23 protein-coding genes and 1 tRNA gene are annotated in these 18,445 nt (G+C 58.1%); 17 read left to right on the top strand and 7 right to left on the bottom strand.

Going from position 1 to position 18,445, the window contains the following annotated elements; genetic code table 11:
* Nucleotides 1-45: 45 nt before the first annotated feature.
* Nucleotides 46-816 (bottom strand): ABC transporter ATP-binding protein, encoded by a 771-nt coding sequence (locus ACFOZ5_RS05340; RefSeq protein ID WP_379885981.1) that lies wholly within the window; start codon nt 814-816, stop codon nt 46-48.
* Nucleotides 817-1,071: 255 nt separating this feature from the next.
* Between ACFOZ5_RS05340 and ACFOZ5_RS05335 the strand changes: the two genes are divergently transcribed.
* The 6 genes from ACFOZ5_RS05335 to ACFOZ5_RS05310 all read left to right on the top strand — a co-directional run bounded on the left by ACFOZ5_RS05335 (nt 1,072) and on the right by ACFOZ5_RS05310 (nt 6,556).
* Entirely contained in the window at nt 1,072-2,604 is a 1,533-nt protein-coding gene (locus tag ACFOZ5_RS05335) for an FAD-linked oxidase C-terminal domain-containing protein (RefSeq protein ID WP_379885980.1), read from the top strand.
* Nucleotides 2,597-3,673 (top strand): glycolate oxidase subunit GlcE, encoded by a 1,077-nt coding sequence (gene glcE, locus ACFOZ5_RS05330; RefSeq protein WP_379885979.1) that lies wholly within the window; start codon nt 2,597-2,599, stop codon nt 3,671-3,673. The genes ACFOZ5_RS05335 and glcE overlap by 8 nt, the downstream gene beginning before the upstream one ends.
* Nucleotides 3,674-3,675: 2 nt before the next feature.
* Nucleotides 3,676-4,887 (top strand): glycolate oxidase subunit GlcF, encoded by a 1,212-nt coding sequence (glcF, locus tag ACFOZ5_RS05325; RefSeq protein WP_379885978.1) that lies wholly within the window; start codon nt 3,676-3,678, stop codon nt 4,885-4,887.
* A 97-nt stretch (nt 4,888-4,984) separates the two neighbouring features.
* Nucleotides 4,985-5,290, top strand: coding sequence for a DUF883 family protein (locus tag ACFOZ5_RS05320; RefSeq protein ID WP_379885977.1), 306 nt, complete (start codon nt 4,985-4,987; stop codon nt 5,288-5,290).
* Nucleotides 5,291-5,292: 2 nt separating this feature from the next.
* Nucleotides 5,293-5,808 (top strand): hypothetical protein, encoded by a 516-nt coding sequence (locus ACFOZ5_RS05315; RefSeq protein ID WP_379885976.1) that lies wholly within the window; start codon nt 5,293-5,295, stop codon nt 5,806-5,808.
* Nucleotides 5,809-6,118: 310 nt separating this feature from the next.
* On the top strand, nt 6,119-6,556 hold the full coding sequence (locus ACFOZ5_RS05310) for a DUF4124 domain-containing protein (RefSeq protein WP_379885975.1): 438 nt from the start codon (nt 6,119-6,121) through the stop codon (nt 6,554-6,556).
* 9 nt (nt 6,557-6,565) lie between these two features.
* Here the strand turns inward: ACFOZ5_RS05310 and ACFOZ5_RS05305 are convergent, their stop codons facing one another.
* The 3 genes from ACFOZ5_RS05305 to ACFOZ5_RS05295 all read right to left on the bottom strand — a co-directional run bounded on the left by ACFOZ5_RS05305 (nt 6,566) and on the right by ACFOZ5_RS05295 (nt 9,210).
* Nucleotides 6,566-7,657 (bottom strand): alpha/beta hydrolase fold domain-containing protein, encoded by a 1,092-nt coding sequence (locus tag ACFOZ5_RS05305; protein WP_379885974.1) that lies wholly within the window; start codon nt 7,655-7,657, stop codon nt 6,566-6,568.
* Between the two features lie 49 nt (nt 7,658-7,706).
* Nucleotides 7,707-8,588: a hypothetical protein gene (locus ACFOZ5_RS05300; protein WP_379885973.1), complete on the bottom strand. Its 882-nt coding sequence runs from the start codon at nt 8,586-8,588 to the stop codon at nt 7,707-7,709.
* A 61-nt stretch (nt 8,589-8,649) separates the two neighbouring features.
* Nucleotides 8,650-9,210 carry a hypothetical protein gene (locus ACFOZ5_RS05295; protein WP_379885972.1) on the bottom strand — a complete coding sequence of 187 codons (561 nt, stop codon included), beginning with the start codon at nt 9,208-9,210 and terminating at the stop codon, nt 8,650-8,652.
* Between the two features lie 255 nt (nt 9,211-9,465).
* On the opposite strand from ACFOZ5_RS05295, the gene ACFOZ5_RS05290 reads away from it, so the two are divergent.
* From ACFOZ5_RS05290 to ACFOZ5_RS05270, 5 genes are all read left to right on the top strand, one after another.
* Nucleotides 9,466-10,050 (top strand): hypothetical protein, encoded by a 585-nt coding sequence (locus ACFOZ5_RS05290; RefSeq protein WP_379885971.1) that lies wholly within the window; start codon nt 9,466-9,468, stop codon nt 10,048-10,050.
* Between the two features lie 143 nt (nt 10,051-10,193).
* A complete protein-coding gene (locus ACFOZ5_RS05285; protein WP_379885970.1) occupies nt 10,194-10,802 on the top strand; it encodes a hypothetical protein in 609 nt (202 codons plus the stop codon).
* Nucleotides 10,803-10,880: 78 nt separating this feature from the next.
* Nucleotides 10,881-11,270 carry a diacylglycerol kinase gene (locus ACFOZ5_RS05280; RefSeq protein WP_379885969.1) on the top strand — a complete coding sequence of 130 codons (390 nt, stop codon included), beginning with the start codon at nt 10,881-10,883 and terminating at the stop codon, nt 11,268-11,270.
* 4 nt (nt 11,271-11,274) lie between these two features.
* Complete coding sequence (locus tag ACFOZ5_RS05275) at nt 11,275-12,123, top strand: Nmad3 family putative nucleotide modification protein (protein WP_379885968.1); 849 nt, start codon at nt 11,275-11,277, stop codon at nt 12,121-12,123.
* Nucleotides 12,124-12,208: 85 nt separating this feature from the next.
* A complete protein-coding gene (locus ACFOZ5_RS05270) occupies nt 12,209-13,438 on the top strand; it encodes a multidrug effflux MFS transporter (RefSeq protein ID WP_379885967.1) in 1,230 nt (409 codons plus the stop codon).
* Nucleotides 13,439-13,453: 15 nt separating this feature from the next.
* Here ACFOZ5_RS05270 and rhtB read toward each other — a convergent pair whose 3' ends face one another.
* Nucleotides 13,454-14,074, bottom strand: coding sequence for a homoserine/homoserine lactone efflux protein (gene rhtB, locus ACFOZ5_RS05265; protein WP_379885966.1), 621 nt, complete (start codon nt 14,072-14,074; stop codon nt 13,454-13,456).
* A gap of 194 nt (nt 14,075-14,268) precedes the next feature.
* Here rhtB and ACFOZ5_RS05260 point away from each other — a divergent pair, with 194 nt between their 5' ends.
* The 6 genes from ACFOZ5_RS05260 to ACFOZ5_RS05235 all read left to right on the top strand — a co-directional run bounded on the left by ACFOZ5_RS05260 (nt 14,269) and on the right by ACFOZ5_RS05235 (nt 17,472).
* Nucleotides 14,269-14,424, top strand: coding sequence for a hypothetical protein (locus ACFOZ5_RS05260; protein WP_379885965.1), 156 nt, complete (start codon nt 14,269-14,271; stop codon nt 14,422-14,424).
* A 71-nt stretch (nt 14,425-14,495) separates the two neighbouring features.
* On the top strand, nt 14,496-15,251 hold the full coding sequence (locus ACFOZ5_RS05255) for an NYN domain-containing protein (protein ID WP_379885964.1): 756 nt from the start codon (nt 14,496-14,498) through the stop codon (nt 15,249-15,251).
* Nucleotides 15,252-15,753: 502 nt separating this feature from the next.
* The gene (locus ACFOZ5_RS05250; RefSeq protein ID WP_379886065.1) at nt 15,754-16,050 is read left to right on the top strand and encodes an HNH endonuclease; all 297 of its coding nucleotides are present in this window, start codon (nt 15,754-15,756) and stop codon (nt 16,048-16,050) included.
* Between the two features lie 175 nt (nt 16,051-16,225).
* The gene (locus ACFOZ5_RS05245; protein WP_379885963.1) at nt 16,226-16,510 is read left to right on the top strand and encodes an ADP-ribosyl-(dinitrogen reductase) hydrolase; all 285 of its coding nucleotides are present in this window, start codon (nt 16,226-16,228) and stop codon (nt 16,508-16,510) included.
* A 59-nt stretch (nt 16,511-16,569) separates the two neighbouring features.
* Entirely contained in the window at nt 16,570-16,920 is a 351-nt protein-coding gene (locus ACFOZ5_RS05240) for a hypothetical protein (RefSeq protein WP_379885962.1), read from the top strand.
* A 126-nt stretch (nt 16,921-17,046) separates the two neighbouring features.
* Nucleotides 17,047-17,472, top strand: a complete 426-nt coding sequence (locus ACFOZ5_RS05235) for a hypothetical protein (RefSeq protein WP_379885961.1) — start codon at nt 17,047-17,049, stop codon at nt 17,470-17,472.
* 303 nt (nt 17,473-17,775) lie between these two features.
* On the opposite strand, the gene ACFOZ5_RS05230 is transcribed toward ACFOZ5_RS05235, so the two are convergent.
* Together ACFOZ5_RS05230 and ACFOZ5_RS05225 are read right to left on the bottom strand one after the other, a co-directional pair.
* Nucleotides 17,776-17,851 (bottom strand) — tRNA-Phe (locus ACFOZ5_RS05230).
* A 277-nt stretch (nt 17,852-18,128) separates the two neighbouring features.
* The gene (locus ACFOZ5_RS05225) at nt 18,129-18,401 is read right to left on the bottom strand and encodes an oxidative damage protection protein (RefSeq protein ID WP_189577599.1); all 273 of its coding nucleotides are present in this window, start codon (nt 18,399-18,401) and stop codon (nt 18,129-18,131) included.
* Between the last annotated feature and the right edge of the window lie 44 nt (nt 18,402-18,445).

Here is an 18,445-nt window from a genome sequence, read left to right as displayed (position 1 = left end):
TCCAGTGTGTTGCGATTTCCAGGTTTTGGGGGCAGTACTCAGGTTTCAGAACCGGGGCGCAAGAAATTGCTGTATGCGCTCCGAATCCGGGTTGTCGAAGACTTTTTCGGGAGATCCCTGTTCTTCGATCACACCCTGATGCAAAAACAGGACCTGGGATGATACGTCCCGGGCGAATGCCATCTCGTGGGTGACCACGATCATGGTGCGGCCTTCCTCGGCCAGGCCCTGCATGACTTTCAACACCTCGCCCACCAGTTCAGGATCGAGGGCAGACGTCGGTTCGTCAAACAGCATGACCTCCGGCTCCATGGCCAGGGCGCGGGCAATGGCCGCGCGCTGCTGCTGGCCGCCGGACATCTGGGCCGGGTAGTAGTCCTTGCGTTCGTAGATGCCCACTTTATGAAGATAGGCCTCAGCGCGCTCGATTGCCTCCTTTCTGGGCACTTTCAATACGTGCACCGGCGCTTCAATCACATTCTCGAGAATGGTCATGTGCGACCACAGATTAAAACTCTGGAACACCATGGAAAGGCGCGCGCGTATCTGCTCAACCTGTTTGTTATCAGCAGGCACCCGTTCGCCCTTGCGGTCGGTTTTGAAGCGGATCGGGTCACCATGCACAATAATGTCGCCGGAGGTAGGCGTTTCCAGCAAATTGATGCAGCGCAGGAAGGTGCTCTTGCCAGAGCCGGAACTGCCGATCAGTGACACCACATCCCCTTTGCGGGTTTCCAGGGAAATGCCCTTGAGCACCTCGTTCTGGTCAAAGGTCTTGTGAATGTCCCTGCAGATCAGGGGGGCGTCGTCCGCCATGGCCATGCTCCGGCAATTTGTGACAATGTCATGATGCGTGAAAAATACACGAAACTGGCGGCATCATGAACAGAAAATAATCTGAAGCTCGAAAAGTCGCACTTTTTACGGATTGCGACACCGAAAATCAATAGGGACTGTCAGGAGGGTAGCCGTTTCAGTCAACCAAAGTCTGGTGGTGATACCCGAAAGCCTTCCCTATGATGGTTGAAAGTACGGGATAACCCCCTCCACAGGCTATCAGCAGGGTGGATCATGTCAGTGGCAGAACAACAACGGCAAGTCGCCGCCCCCGGCCCGCTCGACGGGCGCACCGAATTTCCAACGGTCGACCGTGAGGCGCTGGCGGCGCAGTTCCGGCGCTTCCTGAAGCCGGACTCGGTGATTACCGACGACGAAACCATTCGCCCCTATGAGTGCGATGGCCTTTCCATGTACTGCGAAATGCCGCAGATGGTGCTGCTGCCGGAAACCGTGGAGCAGGTGCAGCAGATCATGCGACTCTGTCACCAGCAGGAAGTGCCGGTGGTGGCCAGGGGAGCGGGTACAGGTCTGAGTGCCGGCGCCATGCCCCATTCCGGCGGTATTGTCTTGTCCCTGGCGAAGTTCAGTCGCATTCTCCATATTGATCCGCTGGCCCGCTCCGCCCGGCTTCAGCCCGGCGTTCGCAACCTGGCCATCAGCGAGGCGGCTGCGAGGCACGGGCTCTACTATGGCCCCGACCCGTCTTCCCAGATTGCCTGCACTATCGGCGGCAATGTTGCCGAGAACTCTGGCGGTGTTCATTGCCTTAAGTACGGTCTTACCGTCCACAACCTGTTGAGTGTGGAGGTGGTGACCGCCGAAGGTGAGAGAGTGACCATAGGCAGCGACGGTTATGACAGCTGCGGTATGGACCTCCTGGCCCTGATGACGGGTTCTGAGGGGTTACTGGGTATCGTTACCGAAGTGCAGGTGAAGCTGCTGCCCAAACCGGAAGTGGCCCAGGTGGTCATGGCCGGGTTTGATACCGTACAGGCCGCTGGCGAGGCCGTGGCCGGTATTATTGGCCGGGGCATCATTCCGGGTGGCCTGGAGATGATGGACGGCTTTGCCATCCAGGCGGCGGAGGATTTCGCCGGCGCAGGTTATCCCACTGACGCAGCGGCCCTGCTGCTGTGCGAAGTGGATGGCACTCAGGAAGAAGTACACGACCATATTCACCAGGCTGAGGTGTTGTTCCGGAAACTGGGCGCCACCTCGGTTCGCACCTCCGGCTCCGAGGACGAGCGGGCATTGCTCTGGAAAGGGCGCAAGTCGGCGTTTCCGGCGGTGGGGCGCATTTCCCCGGACTACTACTGCATGGATGGAACCATTCCCCGCAGCCAGCTGGCCCATGTGCTGACTGAGATGGAGCGGTTGTCCGTGCACTACGGTTTGCGGGTCGCCAATGTCTTCCACGCCGGCGATGGCAACCTTCACCCGTTGATTCTGTTTGACGCCAACGTGGAGGGGGAGTTCGAACGTACCGAGGCCTTCGGGGGCGATATCCTCAACCTCTGCGTTGACGTCGGCGGCAGCATCACCGGCGAACATGGCGTGGGCATGGAAAAGATCCGCCAGATGCCCAACCAGTTCGGCAACCCGGAGGTCAGCCAGTTTCACGCCATCAAGAACGCCTTCGATACCCGGGGCATCCTTAACCCGGGTAAGGGCGTACCCACCCTGCGCCAGTGCCAGGAGTACCGGGCCATCGGCCCACTGCGCCAGCCGTCAGCGGCCCCGAGCCAGGAGGCCGGACATGGGTGATATCAGCCAGCAATTGGTGGAGCAGGTACGGCAGGCAGTGGACACTGGCGAGTCGCTGGCCATCACCGGCGGTGGCAGCAAGCCATTCCTGGGGCGTGGACTGCGGGGTGAACCGCTGCGCCTGGCGGACCACGCCGGCATCGTAAACTATGAGCCGGTGGAACTGGTACTGACGGCGCGGGCAGGCACCCGGCTTGCGGATATTGATGCCACCCTGGCGGAACACGGCCAGAGGCTGGCGTTTGAACCACCCCGGTTTGGCGAAACCGATACCATCGGTGGCACCCTGGCGGCCAACCTCTCGGGCCCGGGCCGCCCCTGGCAGGGATCGATACGGGACCATGTCCTGGGGTTGCGCCTGATCAATGGCCAGGGTGAACACATGAGATTTGGTGGGCAGGTGATGAAGAACGTGGCCGGTTATGACGCTTCGCGGCTGCAGGCCGGGGCGCTGGGTACACTGGGGGTGATCACCGAAGTCTCACTGAAGGTACTGCCGCTGCCGGCTGTGGAGCAGACCCTGATGCAGCCGATGGACCATCATGCAGCGCTGGCACTTATGAATCGCCTGGCCGGCCAATCCAAGCCGCTGTCGGCTGCATGCTGGTACCAGGGCCAGCTGTATCTGCGGCTGTCCGGGTCCCGTCCGGCGGTGGAGGCCACCTCGAAAGCCTGGCGCGCGGACAGTGGCGGTGAGATGGGGGAACTCGACGACGGCGACATTTTCTGGCGCCAGCTCCGTGACCAGCAATTGCCATTCTTCGATGGTCAGGCACCGCTGTGGCGGTTGTCGGTCAACCCCACCGCCACCCTCGAAGGGGTGGATGACCATGCCCTGATCGACTGGGGTGGTGCACAGCGCTGGAGTCGCCAGCCGGAAAGCCTGTCCGGTATGGCTGAAAAGGCTGCCAGCGCTGGCGGCCAGGCGGCCCTCTTCCGTCACGGTGACCGGAGTGGCGAAGTCATGCACCCGCAACCGGCGCCGCTGCGGAGTATCCAGAAGCGATTGAAAGCCTCCTTCGACCCGAAAGGGCTGTTCAACCCTCAACATCTTTATAGCTGGTTGTAACCATGCAAACGAACCTCGTTCAGGAATTTGCCGCACAACCGGAAGGCCAGGAAGCGGAAGCCATACTGCGCAGCTGCGTCCATTGCGGTTTCTGTACCGCCACCTGCCCGACCTACCAGGAGCTGGGCGATGAGCGGGACGGCCCCCGGGGCCGCATCTACCTGATGAAAATGTTCCTGGAGGGCCAGGAAACCACCGGTAAGACCCGGGAACATCTGGACCGCTGCCTCAGCTGCCGCGCCTGCGAAACCACCTGCCCGTCTGGCGTGCAATACGGCCGCTTGCTGGATATCAGCCGGGGGCTGATGGAGGAACGGCAGGAACGACCGCTTCGGGAGCGTTGGTTGCGTCAGGGCTTGATCCGGGTGCTGCCGCACCGCCGCCTGTTCGGCATCCTGTTACGGCTTGGCCAGCTCAGTCGCCCGTTGGTCCCCGGTGCCCTGCGCCGCAAGATCCCGCGCCGTCGGCAGGCCCGCCCCTGGCCCACGGGCAGCCATGACCGCAAGGTGTTGGCACTGGCCGGGTGTGTGCAGCCTTCGGCCACGCCCAATACCAATGCCGCGGCGGCCCGGGTGCTGGACCGTCTGGGCATTACCCTGATGGAAGCGCCGCAGGCTGGTTGTTGCGGTGCCGTCAGTTATCACCTGGGCGAGCACGAGGATGGTCTGGCCTATATGCGCCGGAACATCGATGCCTGGTGGCCAGCCATCGAGAGCGGCGCGGAAGCCTTAGTCATGACCGCCTCGGGCTGCGGAGCCATGGTGCAGGACTACGGCCATCTGCTGAAGGACGACCCGGCCTATGCGGACAAGGCCCGCACGGTCAGCGAATTAACCATGGATCTGGGCGCCTTCCTGCTGGAGCAGGATCTGGGCAAACTCGGGGGGCGCGAGGGTCAGGGCAGGGTGGCCTTCCACTGTCCCTGCACGCTTCAGCACGCCATGCAGCAGAGCGGTGTGGTGGAACAGGTGTTGGCAAAAGCGGGTGTTGACCTGGCGGATACGACCGACAAGCATCTTTGCTGCGGGTCCGCAGGCACCTATTCGGTGCTGCAGCCGGAACTCAGCCAGCGCCTGCTGACCAACAAGCTCGCCGCGCTCACCGTCGACCACCCCGATGAGATCGTAACCGCCAATGCAGGTTGCCAACTGCACCTGGAAAGCCGGTCACCGGTCCCGGTCCGGCACTGGATTGAATTGCTGGACACAGAGTAGTGACATTTAGGCAATCTCTCCGATGGGTCGATAAGTCTGTGCTACCTTGAGAGAGACTGAAAGCAAAAAACGTTGTTCATCAACCGAGGAGGCTACCATGGAAGCCCAATCCCAGGATGTGAAAAAGCAGAATGCCGAGTATGAACAGGTCAAGGCAGACCTGCGGACCTTGAGGGAAGACATGGCCAAGCTGAGCAAGAGCGTCGCCGATGGTCAGAAGAACAACTTCAACAATTTCCGCGACGAGGTTCGCAGGGAAAGCCAGGAAGCCATGGACTATGCTCGTGGCGCCGGCGAGAAAGCCATGCATGACGTTGAGGAGCGCATCAGCGAACGCCCCTTTCTGACGGTCATTATCCTGTTTCTTGCAGGGCTGGTGGTTGGCAAGCTGCTTGACCGGTAACCATGTTCTCAAAGCACGAAGTTGAAGGGCTCGCCCGCAAGGCCATTGCCGCCCTGATCGGGGTCTTGCTGGCGTTTGCCTTGCTGTCGGCCCTGCTTGTCGCCGGCATCGTACTGTTGTTGTGGGCCGCCACTGCGGCCCTGACGCCGCTGGTGGGCGAGGCCGGGGCGCTGGGCATATCCGGCGCCAGCTGCTTTGTGCTGCTGGGGCTGTTTTTCTGGCGCCTGCTGGCCGCCAGGGCAACCTCAGAAAGTGATGGCCAGGGCGAAGGGGGCATGACCATGCGCGAGAGGCTGGAGCAGGCCATTCGCGAGAATCCGCTTGAGGCCGCTCTCGGGGCGTTTGCCCTGGGCATATTCGGTCAGGCGGACGCCCGTTTCCGGGCCATGGTCTTGCAAAGCGGCATGGCGTTCATGCGGCAGGCACAGGCTGATAGCGGTGAACGCGGCCAGAAAGAGGCAGCTGCCAATGACGAGGCAGAGACAGCAGGCGGGAGTCCGACAGGAAGCGAGCCCTGATCTGTCAGCCAGCCAGCAGGCCGGCGTAGGCACAATAGAGGAAGGCGCCGGATCCGGTCAGGATCATAAGCCAGGCGGGGATGATCATATCGCTACGTTTTACCATTGTCAGAAATCTCTCTTGTTGTTTTTGATATTTGGCAACAAACCCAGCATAGACCAAAAGTCCGTATTGATCTAAGTCAAAAGGCTTAATTAAAAAATCAGGGTGAGCGAAATGTGATCAGCGTCGCCCTGGTCAGACCGGGGAACCAGGCGCAACCACCCATGGTTGTTCCCACCCCGTAACCCGCAAGCACAGGAACGTGTGATGACGCCAGGATGGCACGGGGCGCTGTGGATAGCAGTGGTCCTTTCTTTTCTTCACCCCGTCAATGCATTGCCTGCTGGTATCTACAGCTGGAAGGACGCCGATGGCGTGGTTCATTTTTCGGATCGTGAACCCGATAACGGTGGTGCTCGGCAGGTCGAGCCTGCTGTCCCGGTGCTGGTGCCAATGAACGAGAATCTTGAGGCGGCGGAGGCAATCACCGAAACGGTCAGACTACCGGAGCCCGCCAATGGTGGCAGGTCTTCCTCCGGCGCCGAAAGGCAGAAAAAGAAACGCCGGTGCGACAAGTACCGCCGGCAGCTGGACAACATTCAGAGCCAGCTGCGAGCCGGTTATTCCAACGCCCAGGGCAACCGGCTACGGGAACGGCGTCGCTCACTCAGCCGCAAGCTGAGCCGGGAGTGTATCCTGGGGTAGGCTGAATGTTCAGCGGCTTTGTTCGTCGCTTCCGATGCTCTGGATAACCGGAAAGAAAGAGGACCTGTGGGGGTTATCCTCTTCGGGAAACAGAATTCCATCCACAAAATCGAGTGATTGTGTCATCACTTCTTCAGTTCCAGGTAGCTGGTGCCCCGCGCCGATCAGCAGCTTGAGCTTGGCCGCAGGGCTGCCGGTAACAGCGTTGACCCGGATCGCCATGCGCGCCGACTGGTCAAAGGGCGTCACCTGGTCGTTGGTGCCATGTATCAGCAGTATTGGCGGATATTCATCATGGATCTGCGCCACCGGGCTGGCTTCCAGGGCGAGGTCACTCTGGTAGGCGGGGTAGCCCATGAGGGCGTCGGCAGCGGGCTGACCAAGGGGGGCCATGGCGGTAATGTCAGCCACCCCAGCCCAGGACACCACGCCCTGGACGTCTGAAGACTGGTGATCATACCCCATGTCGGGATCTTCCGCCGCCGCATCCCCATTGGTGGCGGCCAGCATCTGCGCCAGGTGGCCACCGGCAGCCCTCCCCATGACCACAATACGCTCGGCGTTCAGCTCATGCTCTTCTGCATTGGCTCGCAGATACCGGATCGCGGCTTTCGCATCGTGGAGCTGGGCGGGCCAATGGGCCTCATCGGCCAGGCGGTAGCCCACATCCACCAGTGCGTATCCCTGATAGATGGCCCAGTAAGCCGGCGCGTTGGCGGCAGAGCGCCTGCTGCCGGATTGCCAATCGCCGCCGTGGAAATGCACGATGGTCCGGTACGGGGGCTCGCCCTCGAAAGGATAGATAATATTGAGTCGCTGCCGGGGGCTTTCCTGGTCCCGGGTATACGACAGGTCCTGTTCAACCTTCCAGAACTGGTCCAGGTCAATGTGTGCCTCTGTCTCTGGCAGGGTCTGGCTCTGGTCATCCGCGGGCTGGCGTCTGGCCATGCGCTCGAGGGCCTGGCGGAAATCAGCCAGCAGTTCCGGCGAGGCCTGGCCGGACACCGTCAACTCTACCGGCGGGATACCGGTTGCCATCGCGGGGCCGGTAAAAAGTCCGTGAAGCATCAGTACAACGGCGGGGGCGATCCTGAACGTCAAGGGTGGCTCCTGTCTTTCTTTACAAATTACCCGGATGGGCGCTGACCCGTCAGATACTGTGTTGTTCCTGCATCCGGGCTTCCTGGTTCAGCTGTTCCAGTTCCCGGTTCAATTCCCGGGACCACCGTTGAAGCTGCTCCTTCAGATGTCCGAAAGACTGGTCGGACAGCTCTGACAGTTGTTCCTGGATCCGGGCCAGCTCCTTGCTGACCTCGGCGATGGAATCGGGTTCGTTCCTGTCGAGGGCTTCCTGTTGTTGTTTCAGGTCTTTCTGAGCTTCTTCCAGGGTGTTGCGTTCTTCCTCGCTGGCGGACGGGTTCTGCTCCAGTGCGTCGTCCAGTGAGCGGGACAACTCGTCCATGCGGCGTTCCAGGTTTTCCCCGTAACGTTCGATCAGGGCGGTCATTTCTTCGCGGGTTTCGTCGGAGTAGGCGGACAGTTCGTCCACCAGGCGATCGAATTCCCGGTTGGCTTTTGCCGATTCGTCAGCCAGCCGGGAACGAAGTTTATCGCCCAGTTCCCGGACGCTGCCCATCAGGCCACCAATCCGCACATCAGTGCCGATTTCGTCCCCGGTCTGGTGATAATCCACCTGCCACTGGTCGTTGATGCGGACCAGGTGGGTGGTGGTTTCCAGTTCCTCGCCGTTCATCCCCGGCATGTTGGTGAATACCGTATCGATGCTTGCCTCCTGGCCGTCCACTGTTACCCGTCCCCAGGAGGTTTCTGCTCCTTCCCAGTCCAGTGAATATCCATCAAAGCCGCTTTCGTCCACCAGCGTGGACAGCTCTGCAGCGGTTTCGGCGTCGCTCTCAAGCACCGCCTCCCAGAACGCCTGAGTGACTTCCTGGGGTGTTTCCGGGCCACCGCAACCGGTCAGTGTGAATGCCAGTAAAAACGTCGTCGGGGCAACCAGGTGATATAGTTTCATGTGTGTTCCGATATGGTGTCGAAAAATTTGACGAGCTCAGATAGTAACCCCGGGCCACGTCCTATGGAAATCGGTGGCTTCGATTTTGGGCCATGCTGGCCGGTACCCCTTCCTGAACCAGGAAATCCACCACTGCCCCCCAATCCCGATCCTGGACTTCTTCGGTCAGCCAATAGCGGTAACCATTGCCGTCCTGATAACGGGCGGCCATCCACGGGCGTTGTTTTTCCCAGCCAAACTCGAGCTCTGTCAGCCCCGCCAGGGGAACGGTGTCCGGCAGGGTGTCCCTGAACAGGAACAGTGTGTCGGTGCCAACGCCAACCGCGGGCCTGTCCTGGTCCGGAAAGGTTTTGCTGTGGGTGTAATCCGGATATTTCCGGGCCAGCCTTGCCTGCTGGCGCCTTAAAATGGCGCTACCGATGATCCCGGCCACGGTAATAATACCTATCCAGATGGCGATAGGTGTCGTGATCCCGATAACCAGGTTTCTCAGAAAAATCCAGGTATCGCCGTCTGCCAGTTCCCACTGAACGGTGAGGGCCCGAGTCATGTTGACGAGGACGAATGCCAATATGGCGATGGCAAAGGTCAGGCTGAGTAGCCTTGTCAGTGCGGCTTTCATAGCTTCCCTGTCGTGATCCGTTCCATTCCTGCGGCAATGATAACCCTGTGAGTCAGAAAACGCATTCAGATGTGTGGTGTCGGGGCGTCGCGCCATACTGACGGCAATTATGTCGCTTCGATGTCCATAATCTGGCGTCCACATTTTTGACTGCCGGAGGCATCCACACACGCTAAAATATTGATAATCAGTTGACGGCCCGATCCTTGCTTAGCTCATGGAGTTATCAGCAGAACAAATAGAGAAGGACACTCCATGTTTCGCAAGTTTATCTCGGCCCTGGCCTTAATTACCTCCTCCCTGGCTGCAAACGCCGGCCTGTTGCACTATGACCTGAATTTCGAGTCATACGATTCCGAGCACTCCGTGAAAGGAACCGGTTTCCTGCTTGCTGACACCGAACTTAATGCTGTCATCGGGGGGCAGCTGGCCAGTGACGAGTTTGTTTTCTCCTGGTCTGACGCTTCCCCCCAGGTGCTGACCCGGGTGGGTGACTACTATGGTGGCGATGTAGTCAGCGCTGGCCTGTACAACGGTGTCAACGAGAATACCGGTGAGCTTGGTACCCTGGACCTCATGTTCCTTCTGTGGCCACCGGTCGAGGGGGATGCTTTCGCTGACAAGCTGGATCACCATTTTCCGGAAGATATCTGGTCAACGATTCATGTGCCGTCTGTCCTGCGTGGAGAAGGTCACTGGCTTAACTCACCTGTCGATACCCACATTACGCTAAGTGAGCCGGTGAATATGCTGTACGACGTGGCTGGCCCCTCCTCTTTCACGCTGATGGTTATTGGTGGTCTGCTCATCGGGATGCGTCGGTTCCGGGCGACTGCCTGATAGACGATGTATCCCATGTGACGTTACGGCTCCCTGGCCAGCAAACGTTCGCGCCGGTATGGTAACGTCTCATACCGGCGTTTTGCGTTCTGGAAGTCGAGCGAGGGGCTATGGATTATATTGGGCCTATCAGTAGCGCCATTATGGCGATTGTCTGGATTGTCTATTTCCAGGTTTTCTTTATTCAGTACAAGCGTAATAACCGTCCCTACCTTGTCATTCATCACGCCCAGAACGAAAACCCCGATGCGCTCTGCCTTCTCGTTAATATGGGCAAGGAAACGGTGCATGTGCAATGTGTTCAGGTCGTGATTTTTACCCGGACAGGTGAAGAGCGAGTTATGACTGTTACCGAGTACCGCCGCGTCGGGGCGGACGACCGCAGTATCCATCAGGTGTTGCGTCAGGGGCCTCTGAGGCCGGGAGGCTATCTGGTGCTTGGCTCGTTCCGCAATATTATTCTGGGGCGTCGTAGCGAAGATGATGATGCTGCCCACCTTTTCGAGGACATCACCAATATTGAGCTTCGCGCCGCCGTCATGCACGGCCCCAGCTGGTCGCCGGTGGGTGTACGTCGGCATTTCGTGTTGGAGCATAGTGCGGGAGGAACCCAGATATTTCCGCGTAATATTTACAGTGAGCAGCTTACCAGACGCAAGGATCGTCCAGAGGTCCGGCGGTGGGTAGAGAGCGAACTCCGGCCTGAGCGTGAGGGGCATGGCGAATCGGAAAACTCCGACCAGACTCGGTAGTCGGCCGGTCAGCTTGCAGGACAAACGCTCACATTGCCTGACATAATGTCATATTGTTTCCGCTGATCAGATGTTTCCATGACTGACTTGCCCGATCCCAAGACGGCCCGTGAACTCAAGGGTAGTACCGGCCTTCGTCGCATCATTAATGCGGCTGGTTATTCCATGCAGGGCTTTCGGACCGCTTTCCGCACAGAGCCGGCGTTCCGTCAGCTGGTATTGTTGAATCTTGTGCTGTTGCCAATAGCCTGTTGGGTGGATGTATCGCCTGCCGAGCGTGCCCTCCTGCTGATGACTCCGCTGTTGTCCCTGACCATCGAATTACTCAACTCGTCCATTGAGCACGTCGTGGATCGTATTTCCCTGGAACTGCATCCCTTGTCCAAATCGGCCAAGGACATGGGCAGCGCAGCGCAGTTCCTGGGGCTGGTCATTATTGCGGTCTGCTGGGGTGTCATCCTGATCTGATGTCATGCGCCTGATACTGAGCAGAAAGGGGTTTGACAGCTCCGCCGGAGGGTGTCCCAACCCGGTGTTTCCGGACGGCTCAGCCCTGTCGCTACCAATTCCCGACAGCCAGTCGCCGATACGCTATGAGCACGTCAAGCACAAGGGCGAATCGATCGGCAAGCTGGTTGAGGATCTGACCGCCGGCAAGGTCAGTCGCCATGACGGTGCCCATCTTGATCCTGATCTGGTGCATGCTGCCTATGAGCGTAGCCCTGACTGGAAGCCCATTCTGGGCCAGCACGGCCAGGCCCAGTCGCATCTTATGAAGCAGGGCGTGGGCGAGGGCGACCTGTTCCTTTTCTTTGCGGTTTTCCGTTCCGTCGAGTACCTGAAGGGGGGCTGGCGGTTCGTGCCCGGTACCCGCCCCTTTCACGGTCTGTGGGGGTGGCTCCAGGTGGCGGAGGTGGTGCCCCTGGATGGACGCAGGGAGCCGCCGGGGTGGACGACCTATCATTCCCACCACTACGGCACTCGCGGTGTGCACAACACCCTCTATCTTTCCGGTGAGGATGCTTCCCTACGGAGCACCGGCAGTTCATTGGCCGGGGCAGGGGTGTTCCGGCAGATGTTACCGGAGCATCGGCTTACCCATCCGGCGGCAACAAGGCTTACCGAGTGGCTGTTGCCTGCGGCTTTCTATCCTTCAGGTGAGCGCCCACCGCTGAGTTACCATCACAACCGGGAGCGCTGGCATAGGTGTGGTGACTACACCTGCAGCCTGCGCAGTGCGGCGCGGGGGCAGGAGTTCGTTCTCGATCTGGACCTTTATCCCGAATTGGTGCCGTGGGTCGTCGGCCTGCTCCAGGCGTGAGGTTCCAGAGGGATTGATAGGTAGAACGCGATATTGCGATTTTTGGCAAAATAAGGTTAGCTGTCTACCTTTTGGGAGGTGGCCCTTGTCGCAATTTCGCTTGGCATTGTTACTTGGAATGACAGTGGCCCTGGGCCCGTTGGCGCTTGATGCCTACCTGCCCGCGTTTCCGGACATTGCCGCCAATCTCGGTGTGGAGCTGGGCGACGTGGGTCTTACCCTGAGTGCGTATGTCGGTGCTCTTGGCCTGGCGCAACTGGTGGGTGGCCCCCTGTCGGATCGCTACGGTCGCCAGCTTATCCTGCTCGGCGGCCTGCTGGTCTTCGGCGTTGCTGCGTTCATGGTGTCCCGGGCCAGTACCCTGGACAGCATGCTGCTGTGGCGGGTGATCCAGGGTATCGGAGGGGCATTCTGCGCCGTATCGGTCCCGGCCATCGTGCGCGACACGACCCACGGCCAGGACGCGGCACGACTGTTTGGGCTGATCGGTCTGATCATGTTTATTGCTCCAGCCGCGGCGCCATCCATCGGGGCGCTATTGTTGTCGATGGGTGACTGGCATGCGATTTTCCTGATGCTGACCGGGTATGCGGTGTTCCTGGGGATTGTTCTCAAGCTGCTTCTGTTCCGTCGGCTGCCGACTCATCAACCGACCAACACGCCCATCAGTAGCCTGGTGACCAACTACGGCAGGGTGCTCAGGCACCGGACCACCATGCGGTTCGTAGGCATCCAGGTGTTGTGCTTCAGTGCCATGCTGGTGTTTATTACCCATGCATCGTTTATCTACCAGGAGTGGTTCGGGCTTTCGAACGGGCATTTCTCCGCCTTGTTTGCTGCCAACGTGGGCATGATGGCCCTGCTGAACGTGCTCAACCGACGGTTGCTGTTGTCGTTCTCCTCCACGGCGTTGCTTCGTATCGGGGTAATGGTGCAGTTCGCCGGCATGGTGGGGCTGGTCCTGTGCGCCGTGTTGGCGGCCCCCTACTGGGCGGTAGCGGCCTGTATTATTGTGGCCGTGGGCTGCATGGGCGCGATTATCCCCAACAATATGGCCAATGCCCTCGAGTATTTTCCCCATTTGGGGGGCACGGCCTCGGCGCTTTTGGGGGCCACCCAGTTCACCGGTGCCGGCCTTGTCAGCGCCCTGTCCGCCGCTTACGCCGGCGATGCCCTGGTGCCCATCACCCTGACCATGGCAACCTGTTCACTGGGGGCGGTGGCCCTCGCTGCGGGTGCGCCCAGGGCAGTGGCTCGCGAGGCCGCCAACTCCCCTGTTGAACCAGAAGCTGAGCCGGACCTAGCGCATCGTTAATAGGCTGTGTGTCGGTCAGGTCCGCTTGAAGCTGGCCAGGGCTACGGCGGCAGTAACAAAAAGGCCACCAAATACCCGGTTCATTTGCTGTTGGCGTCGTGCTGTCGTCATGAACCGGAACAACTGGCTGGCCAGCAGGGCGTAGCCAAGCATTACCAGGCAATCCACCAGAATCAGCGTCATCCCCATGGTGGCCAGTTGCGGGCCGTGGGGCTCGCTGGCCACCAGAAACTGCGGGAAAAGCGCTACCAGAAACACCGTGGCTTTGGGGTTGGTCAGGTTAACCAGTGCCGCATTCCAGAATCGCTTGTGTCCGCTTACGGGCTGATGATCGTCCGACATGGATTCCATCACCGGCTCACGCCACTTGGAAATGCCCAGCCACACAAGGTAGCCGACCCCCAGCCATTTAATGGCCGACAATGCGATGGTTGATGAGGCGACAATAGCGCCAAGGCCGGCCCCGACAAGCAGAATCTGGGCGCCGTAACCAAGCTGCAGCCCGAGTATGGCTGGCATGGACCGCCGCACGCCGTAACGCATGCCGTTACTCATGGTGTTGATCGCCCCCGCTCCCGGGGAAAGGCTGATCAGCACGGCCGCAACCAGAAAGGTGAGCCAGAGTGTGAGTGACATAACTTACGCCCCTGAAAAATACATACAGTCACATCGAAAAAACCACGAAGGCAAGCGCGCAGCGAGGGACCTTCGAATCGGCTGTTGTGTCCGGGCAGCCGTTGTGAGTGATATTCCCTACGCCAGGTACGGTGCAGTATTCATCGAACCTGATAGACTAACGATCTCATAAAATGCCAGAAGGAGGCACCATCATGGCCAAAAAACGGGCCAGACCCACACAGGAAAGCGCCATCAAGCGCGACCTGAAAACCCCGAAGTACCAGATGCGCGTGGTTGAGGACAAAACGAAGTACAAGCGCCAGCGGAACAAGAACCTACGGTCCGAGGATTTCCGCAAGGCTGCCTGAGAGGTGGTTTTACGGAAATCCTTGGCGGGGCTGTCCCTCCCCGGATCACAAAAAAGCAGGAATGAAAAATATTGAAGGATCTTGAACAACACAAGAAGATCGCCGTTCTGATCGACGCTGACAACGCCCAGTTGTCGAAACTACCCCTGATCATCGAAGAACTCTCCTCTCACGGGCATGTGGTTGTAAAGCGCGCGTACGGCGACTGGTCCGTAGACAGCCTCAAAAACTGGAAAACCATTCTCAATGAGCTGGCCATCCAGCCGGTACAGCAGTTTGCCTATACCAAAGGCAAGAATGCCACCGATGCCTCCATGATCATCGACGCCATGGATCTGCTTTACTCCTCGAAGTTTGATGCATTTGCTCTGGTCTCCAGTGACAGTGACTTCACCAAGCTGGCTTCCCGGCTGAGGGAAGCCGAGATATACGTGTTCGGCTTTGGTGAAAAGAAGACCCCGGTTTCGTTCCGCAGTGCCTGCGATGATTTCCTGTTCACGGAAAATCTTGAGTACCCGGAAGAAGTGGTGCCCGAAGAAGAGGTGGCCAAAACCGAAACGGAAACCCGCAACAGGAAACCGGAGAAGGTTCCCGAGGAAGTGGCCCTGCTCAAACGCGCTTGGGAACAAACCCAGGACGATCAGGGCTGGGCGACTTTCTCTGCAGCGGGCTCCTTCCTCAAGCGTACCCGCCCGGATTTCGATCCCAGAACCTATGGTGCAAAGAAGTTCTCTGATCTGCTGGTCGCCAGGTCCGATTATTTTGCGGTTAAAAAAGGTGCGAACGGGCAGGGGTATCGGGCGTACAAGCCGGTTGATCAGAAGTAGGCGTGTGCCAGAAACAACAAAGCCCGCACAAGGCGGGCTTCGTATGAAGTCTAATGGTGCCCGGAGGCGGAATCGAACGGGGCGTCCCCACGCCACCGACACGGGGATTTTCAATCCGGTGTGTTAGCGACACATAGAGCCACAACACCGCACAATCAGTTACTTACGTAAATTGATCGCCACAGCAGGCCACTGAAAACCACTTTGGTGTGGACGTCGTGTGGACGCAAAGGCGTCGACACTTTTAGGCCTGTTTTCGCTTTACAGGCCGATCCGAGTTCGCTATTTTCGAAGTTCTAATCAAGTGCTGTTTGCCACTTTTGTCAACAGCACTCCCACCAGTTCGAGTGACTCGCCTGGTTCCTTGGATACCGGTTTTCCGGTTTCAAGGCACTTTCAAGAGGCCAGTCATTCCGTGTCAAAGCAAAGAAAATCACTTCGTAAACCGCGCTATCAGGCATTTGTTGCTCAAGATGAATGTTGCTATTACTGCGATCATTCCATGTGGATCGGGTCCGACCATGAATTCGTTGTGGTTCATGGTATTTCTCACAGGCAAGCCCGTCACTTCAGGTGTACTGGCGAACATCTAATTCCGCACTCTGAAGATGGTGATAGTGGTAGTGGAAATATTGTAGCCGCCTGTGAGTTCTGTAACCGTCGGAGACACTGCAGGAAGCGTGTGCCTGATCCGATAACGTATAGGAAATTTGTTCAGAAGCGGGTATCTGTAGGCCGCTGGAATAGGTATCTATTGGCTTCTGGGCGTGCTGTCTACCGTTCTGGTCGCGGGAATTGAACCCGATGCCTCAGCTTTTTGAAGCAACACAGAAAACCACTATGTTTCTTAAAACAATTGGTTACGAAAACTCACCCCCACAGCTTACCGCACAAAACCACAGCGCCGTGGACACCTTGGTTCCTGATCTGACCTCGTATATACTTTGTATATACAAAAGAGCGAGAGGGAAGGGATGGCGCTCAAGTGTTCATCGGCAGTTAAGCGTAAGCTGGCAGAAAAGCATAGCGTCAGTCTGGAAGAGGTCCAGCAGTGTTTCGCGAACCGCGAGGGCGGTTTGTTGGAGGATATGCGGGAAGATCACAAAACCGATCCACCAACCCAGTGGTTCATTGCCGAAACGGACTACGGTCGGCGCCTGAAAGTGGTTTTCATGCTAAAGGATGGCGACATCATATTAAAAACGGCGTACCTCGCGAACGACATAGAAGAAGACATATACAGGCGGTACGCCCACTAGGAGCACACCAGCAGTCGCGAAAGAAGAATCAGAAAGGCGATCGCGACGAGGAGGCAAGTATGGCTAAGAAGATTCAAGGTACCCCTGAAGCATGGGAAGACGGCTCATTGGGTCGTGAAGAGGAGTTTGTCCGCGTTTCCAAGGCTGTGGACGACGCGGCACTGAATGAAGCTGCGGGGTTGCAGCCAATTTCCATCCGTCTGCAAAAGTCCCTGATCGAGGACTTCAAGATGATTGCGGAAATCAACGGCATTGGCTATCAGCCATTGATTCGCCAGGTGCTGAAGCGTTTTGCCGACGCCGAGAAGAAGCGTATTCTCCGTGAAAAATCCGCTGAAATGCGCTCCCTGGGTGATGACGATCATAGTCATGATCCAGACAACGGCGAGGGCAAAATGGCCTTCGGCTGATCGTGTACGCCGTCAACAAACGTTGTGTGACAACCCCTCTACGGAGGGGTTTTCTTTTCCGGTGTGAGTCCTGACACCGGCTAATGAGTAAGCTAAGCTTCCAGCCAGGTTTCAAAGGAGTGAATGATGTCCTGGTTCAAAATCTTCTCTGCTGTCGTCGTCGCTAATATCGTATCCTGGGTAATCGTCTCCATCATTGGCCTGGTCTTCTGGGTCTACGTGCTTGGACAAACCGCAGATGCCGTAAGCCAAGCATTGCGAGACGTAGAGATCCCTTCTGTCAGATTCGATTCCCCAAGCACAAATAGCTCTACCGGCACCAGCCAAGAGGCTCAGCGCCGACAAGAGGAAATTCAGGAACAGTTGCAGCAAGCGGCGGCTGATCGAGCCCGGCGGGAAAGAGAGGAAAGGGATCGTCAAGGCCGCATTGCCGCCCAGCGAAGGACGTGCAACTACTGGACGCAAGAGCTGAGGGAGGATGGGGATGCTGACAGCCGGGAGTATCAAAAGCTTGCCTGTGATCGGCTTCAGAGAATGATCAGGTCACAATAATACCTATAAATAGACCTGAAGATCATGTAGCCAGCCAAGAGTAGCTTCTGCGGAAACCCCAGAGAGCTAACGTGGTAGCCAGCTTGATACTGAGAGCTACTCGCTATAGAAGAAGGTGCCGTGTCGAAATCAGATAGTGATAACAGATCAAACCAGCTTAATCCCAAAAACGCTGGGCTTAACGGTGAAACGACAATTCCGGTGAGGCAATCGGTTTTTCTGGAGTCTGCTTGAATATTGCTTACAAACAGGAAGTCCAGAAACAACAAAGCCCGCACAAGGCGGGCTAAGTCATTGAATTATTGGTGCCCGGAGGCGGAATCGAACCACCGACACGGGGATTTTCAATCCCCTGCTCTACCGACTGAGCTATCCGGGCAACTTGGCTTTTCGTTTATTCGGTGCTTGCCTGACACCGGCAGGCTGCCGCCTGCTTCCCCTGCTCATTCCGGCCGCAAATCGCAGATTTGCGTCGTTCGACTGCGCACCAAGCTTCGCTTGGTAAACGCTTGCCTCACCCAACTGAGCTATCCGGGCGTTGCTGCACTTGCCGTGCAACGGGGCGCTATTAAACCGGTTTAGGATGGTTGAGTCAAGGCCGCCAGGGAAAAAATTCCCGGGGGTGTTCTGGTTGGCTAAACCTTGATCAACAAACGTTATTTCTCCGGGGGTACGTAGCCTTCGGCCTTGTCGAACGGCTCGTTGTTGAAGAAGCGTTCCATCTGCGCCTGCAGGTATTTGCGGGTGTTCGGGTCCATCAGGCTGAGGTGCTTTTCGTTGATCAGCATGGTCTGCTGGGCCTGCCACTCTTCCCAGGCCTGTTTGGAGATGTTCTCGTAGATATCCTGGCCTTTGGCGCCCGGCATGGGCGGGAACTGGAGGCCTTCCATTTCTTTCTGGTATTTACGGCAGAACACGGTGCGGCTCATGGGGGCTCCTGTGGTTATATGGATGTCTCAACTGCCCGGATGAT

The sequence above is a fragment of the Marinobacter lacisalsi genome (assembly GCF_042651045.1).
GTDB lineage: Bacteria > Pseudomonadota > Gammaproteobacteria > Pseudomonadales > Oleiphilaceae > Marinobacter > Marinobacter lacisalsi.
Note: the sequence above shows the minus strand (reverse complement) of the source record. Positions and strands in the feature narration are given on the sequence as shown.

Excerpts from the sequence above, each read along its gene's own strand:
- ACFOZ5_RS05340 (WP_379885981.1), bottom strand. The coding sequence starts at position 816 with ATGGCGGACGACGCCCCCCTGATCTGCAGGGACATTCACAAGACCTTT.
- ACFOZ5_RS05335 (WP_379885980.1), top strand. The coding sequence starts at position 1,072 with ATGTCAGTGGCAGAACAACAACGGCAAGTCGCCGCCCCCGGCCCGCTC.
- glcE (WP_379885979.1), top strand. The coding sequence starts at position 2,597 with ATGGGTGATATCAGCCAGCAATTGGTGGAGCAGGTACGGCAGGCAGTG.
- glcF (WP_379885978.1), top strand. The coding sequence starts at position 3,676 with ATGCAAACGAACCTCGTTCAGGAATTTGCCGCACAACCGGAAGGCCAG.
- ACFOZ5_RS05320 (WP_379885977.1), top strand. The coding sequence starts at position 4,985 with ATGGAAGCCCAATCCCAGGATGTGAAAAAGCAGAATGCCGAGTATGAA.
- ACFOZ5_RS05315 (WP_379885976.1), top strand. The coding sequence starts at position 5,293 with ATGTTCTCAAAGCACGAAGTTGAAGGGCTCGCCCGCAAGGCCATTGCC.
- ACFOZ5_RS05310 (WP_379885975.1), top strand. The coding sequence starts at position 6,119 with ATGACGCCAGGATGGCACGGGGCGCTGTGGATAGCAGTGGTCCTTTCT.
- ACFOZ5_RS05300 (WP_379885973.1), bottom strand. The coding sequence starts at position 8,588 with ATGAAACTATATCACCTGGTTGCCCCGACGACGTTTTTACTGGCATTC.
- ACFOZ5_RS05295 (WP_379885972.1), bottom strand. The coding sequence starts at position 9,210 with ATGAAAGCCGCACTGACAAGGCTACTCAGCCTGACCTTTGCCATCGCC.
- ACFOZ5_RS05290 (WP_379885971.1), top strand. The coding sequence starts at position 9,466 with ATGTTTCGCAAGTTTATCTCGGCCCTGGCCTTAATTACCTCCTCCCTG.
- ACFOZ5_RS05285 (WP_379885970.1), top strand. The coding sequence starts at position 10,194 with ATGGCGATTGTCTGGATTGTCTATTTCCAGGTTTTCTTTATTCAGTAC.
- ACFOZ5_RS05280 (WP_379885969.1), top strand. The coding sequence starts at position 10,881 with ATGACTGACTTGCCCGATCCCAAGACGGCCCGTGAACTCAAGGGTAGT.
- ACFOZ5_RS05275 (WP_379885968.1), top strand. The coding sequence starts at position 11,275 with ATGCGCCTGATACTGAGCAGAAAGGGGTTTGACAGCTCCGCCGGAGGG.
- rhtB (WP_379885966.1), bottom strand. The coding sequence starts at position 14,074 with ATGTCACTCACACTCTGGCTCACCTTTCTGGTTGCGGCCGTGCTGATC.
- ACFOZ5_RS05260 (WP_379885965.1), top strand. The coding sequence starts at position 14,269 with ATGGCCAAAAAACGGGCCAGACCCACACAGGAAAGCGCCATCAAGCGC.
- ACFOZ5_RS05250 (WP_379886065.1), top strand. The coding sequence starts at position 15,754 with ATGTGGATCGGGTCCGACCATGAATTCGTTGTGGTTCATGGTATTTCT.
- ACFOZ5_RS05245 (WP_379885963.1), top strand. The coding sequence starts at position 16,226 with ATGGCGCTCAAGTGTTCATCGGCAGTTAAGCGTAAGCTGGCAGAAAAG.
- ACFOZ5_RS05240 (WP_379885962.1), top strand. The coding sequence starts at position 16,570 with ATGGCTAAGAAGATTCAAGGTACCCCTGAAGCATGGGAAGACGGCTCA.
- ACFOZ5_RS05235 (WP_379885961.1), top strand. The coding sequence starts at position 17,047 with ATGTCCTGGTTCAAAATCTTCTCTGCTGTCGTCGTCGCTAATATCGTA.
- ACFOZ5_RS05225 (WP_189577599.1), bottom strand. The coding sequence starts at position 18,401 with ATGAGCCGCACCGTGTTCTGCCGTAAATACCAGAAAGAAATGGAAGGC.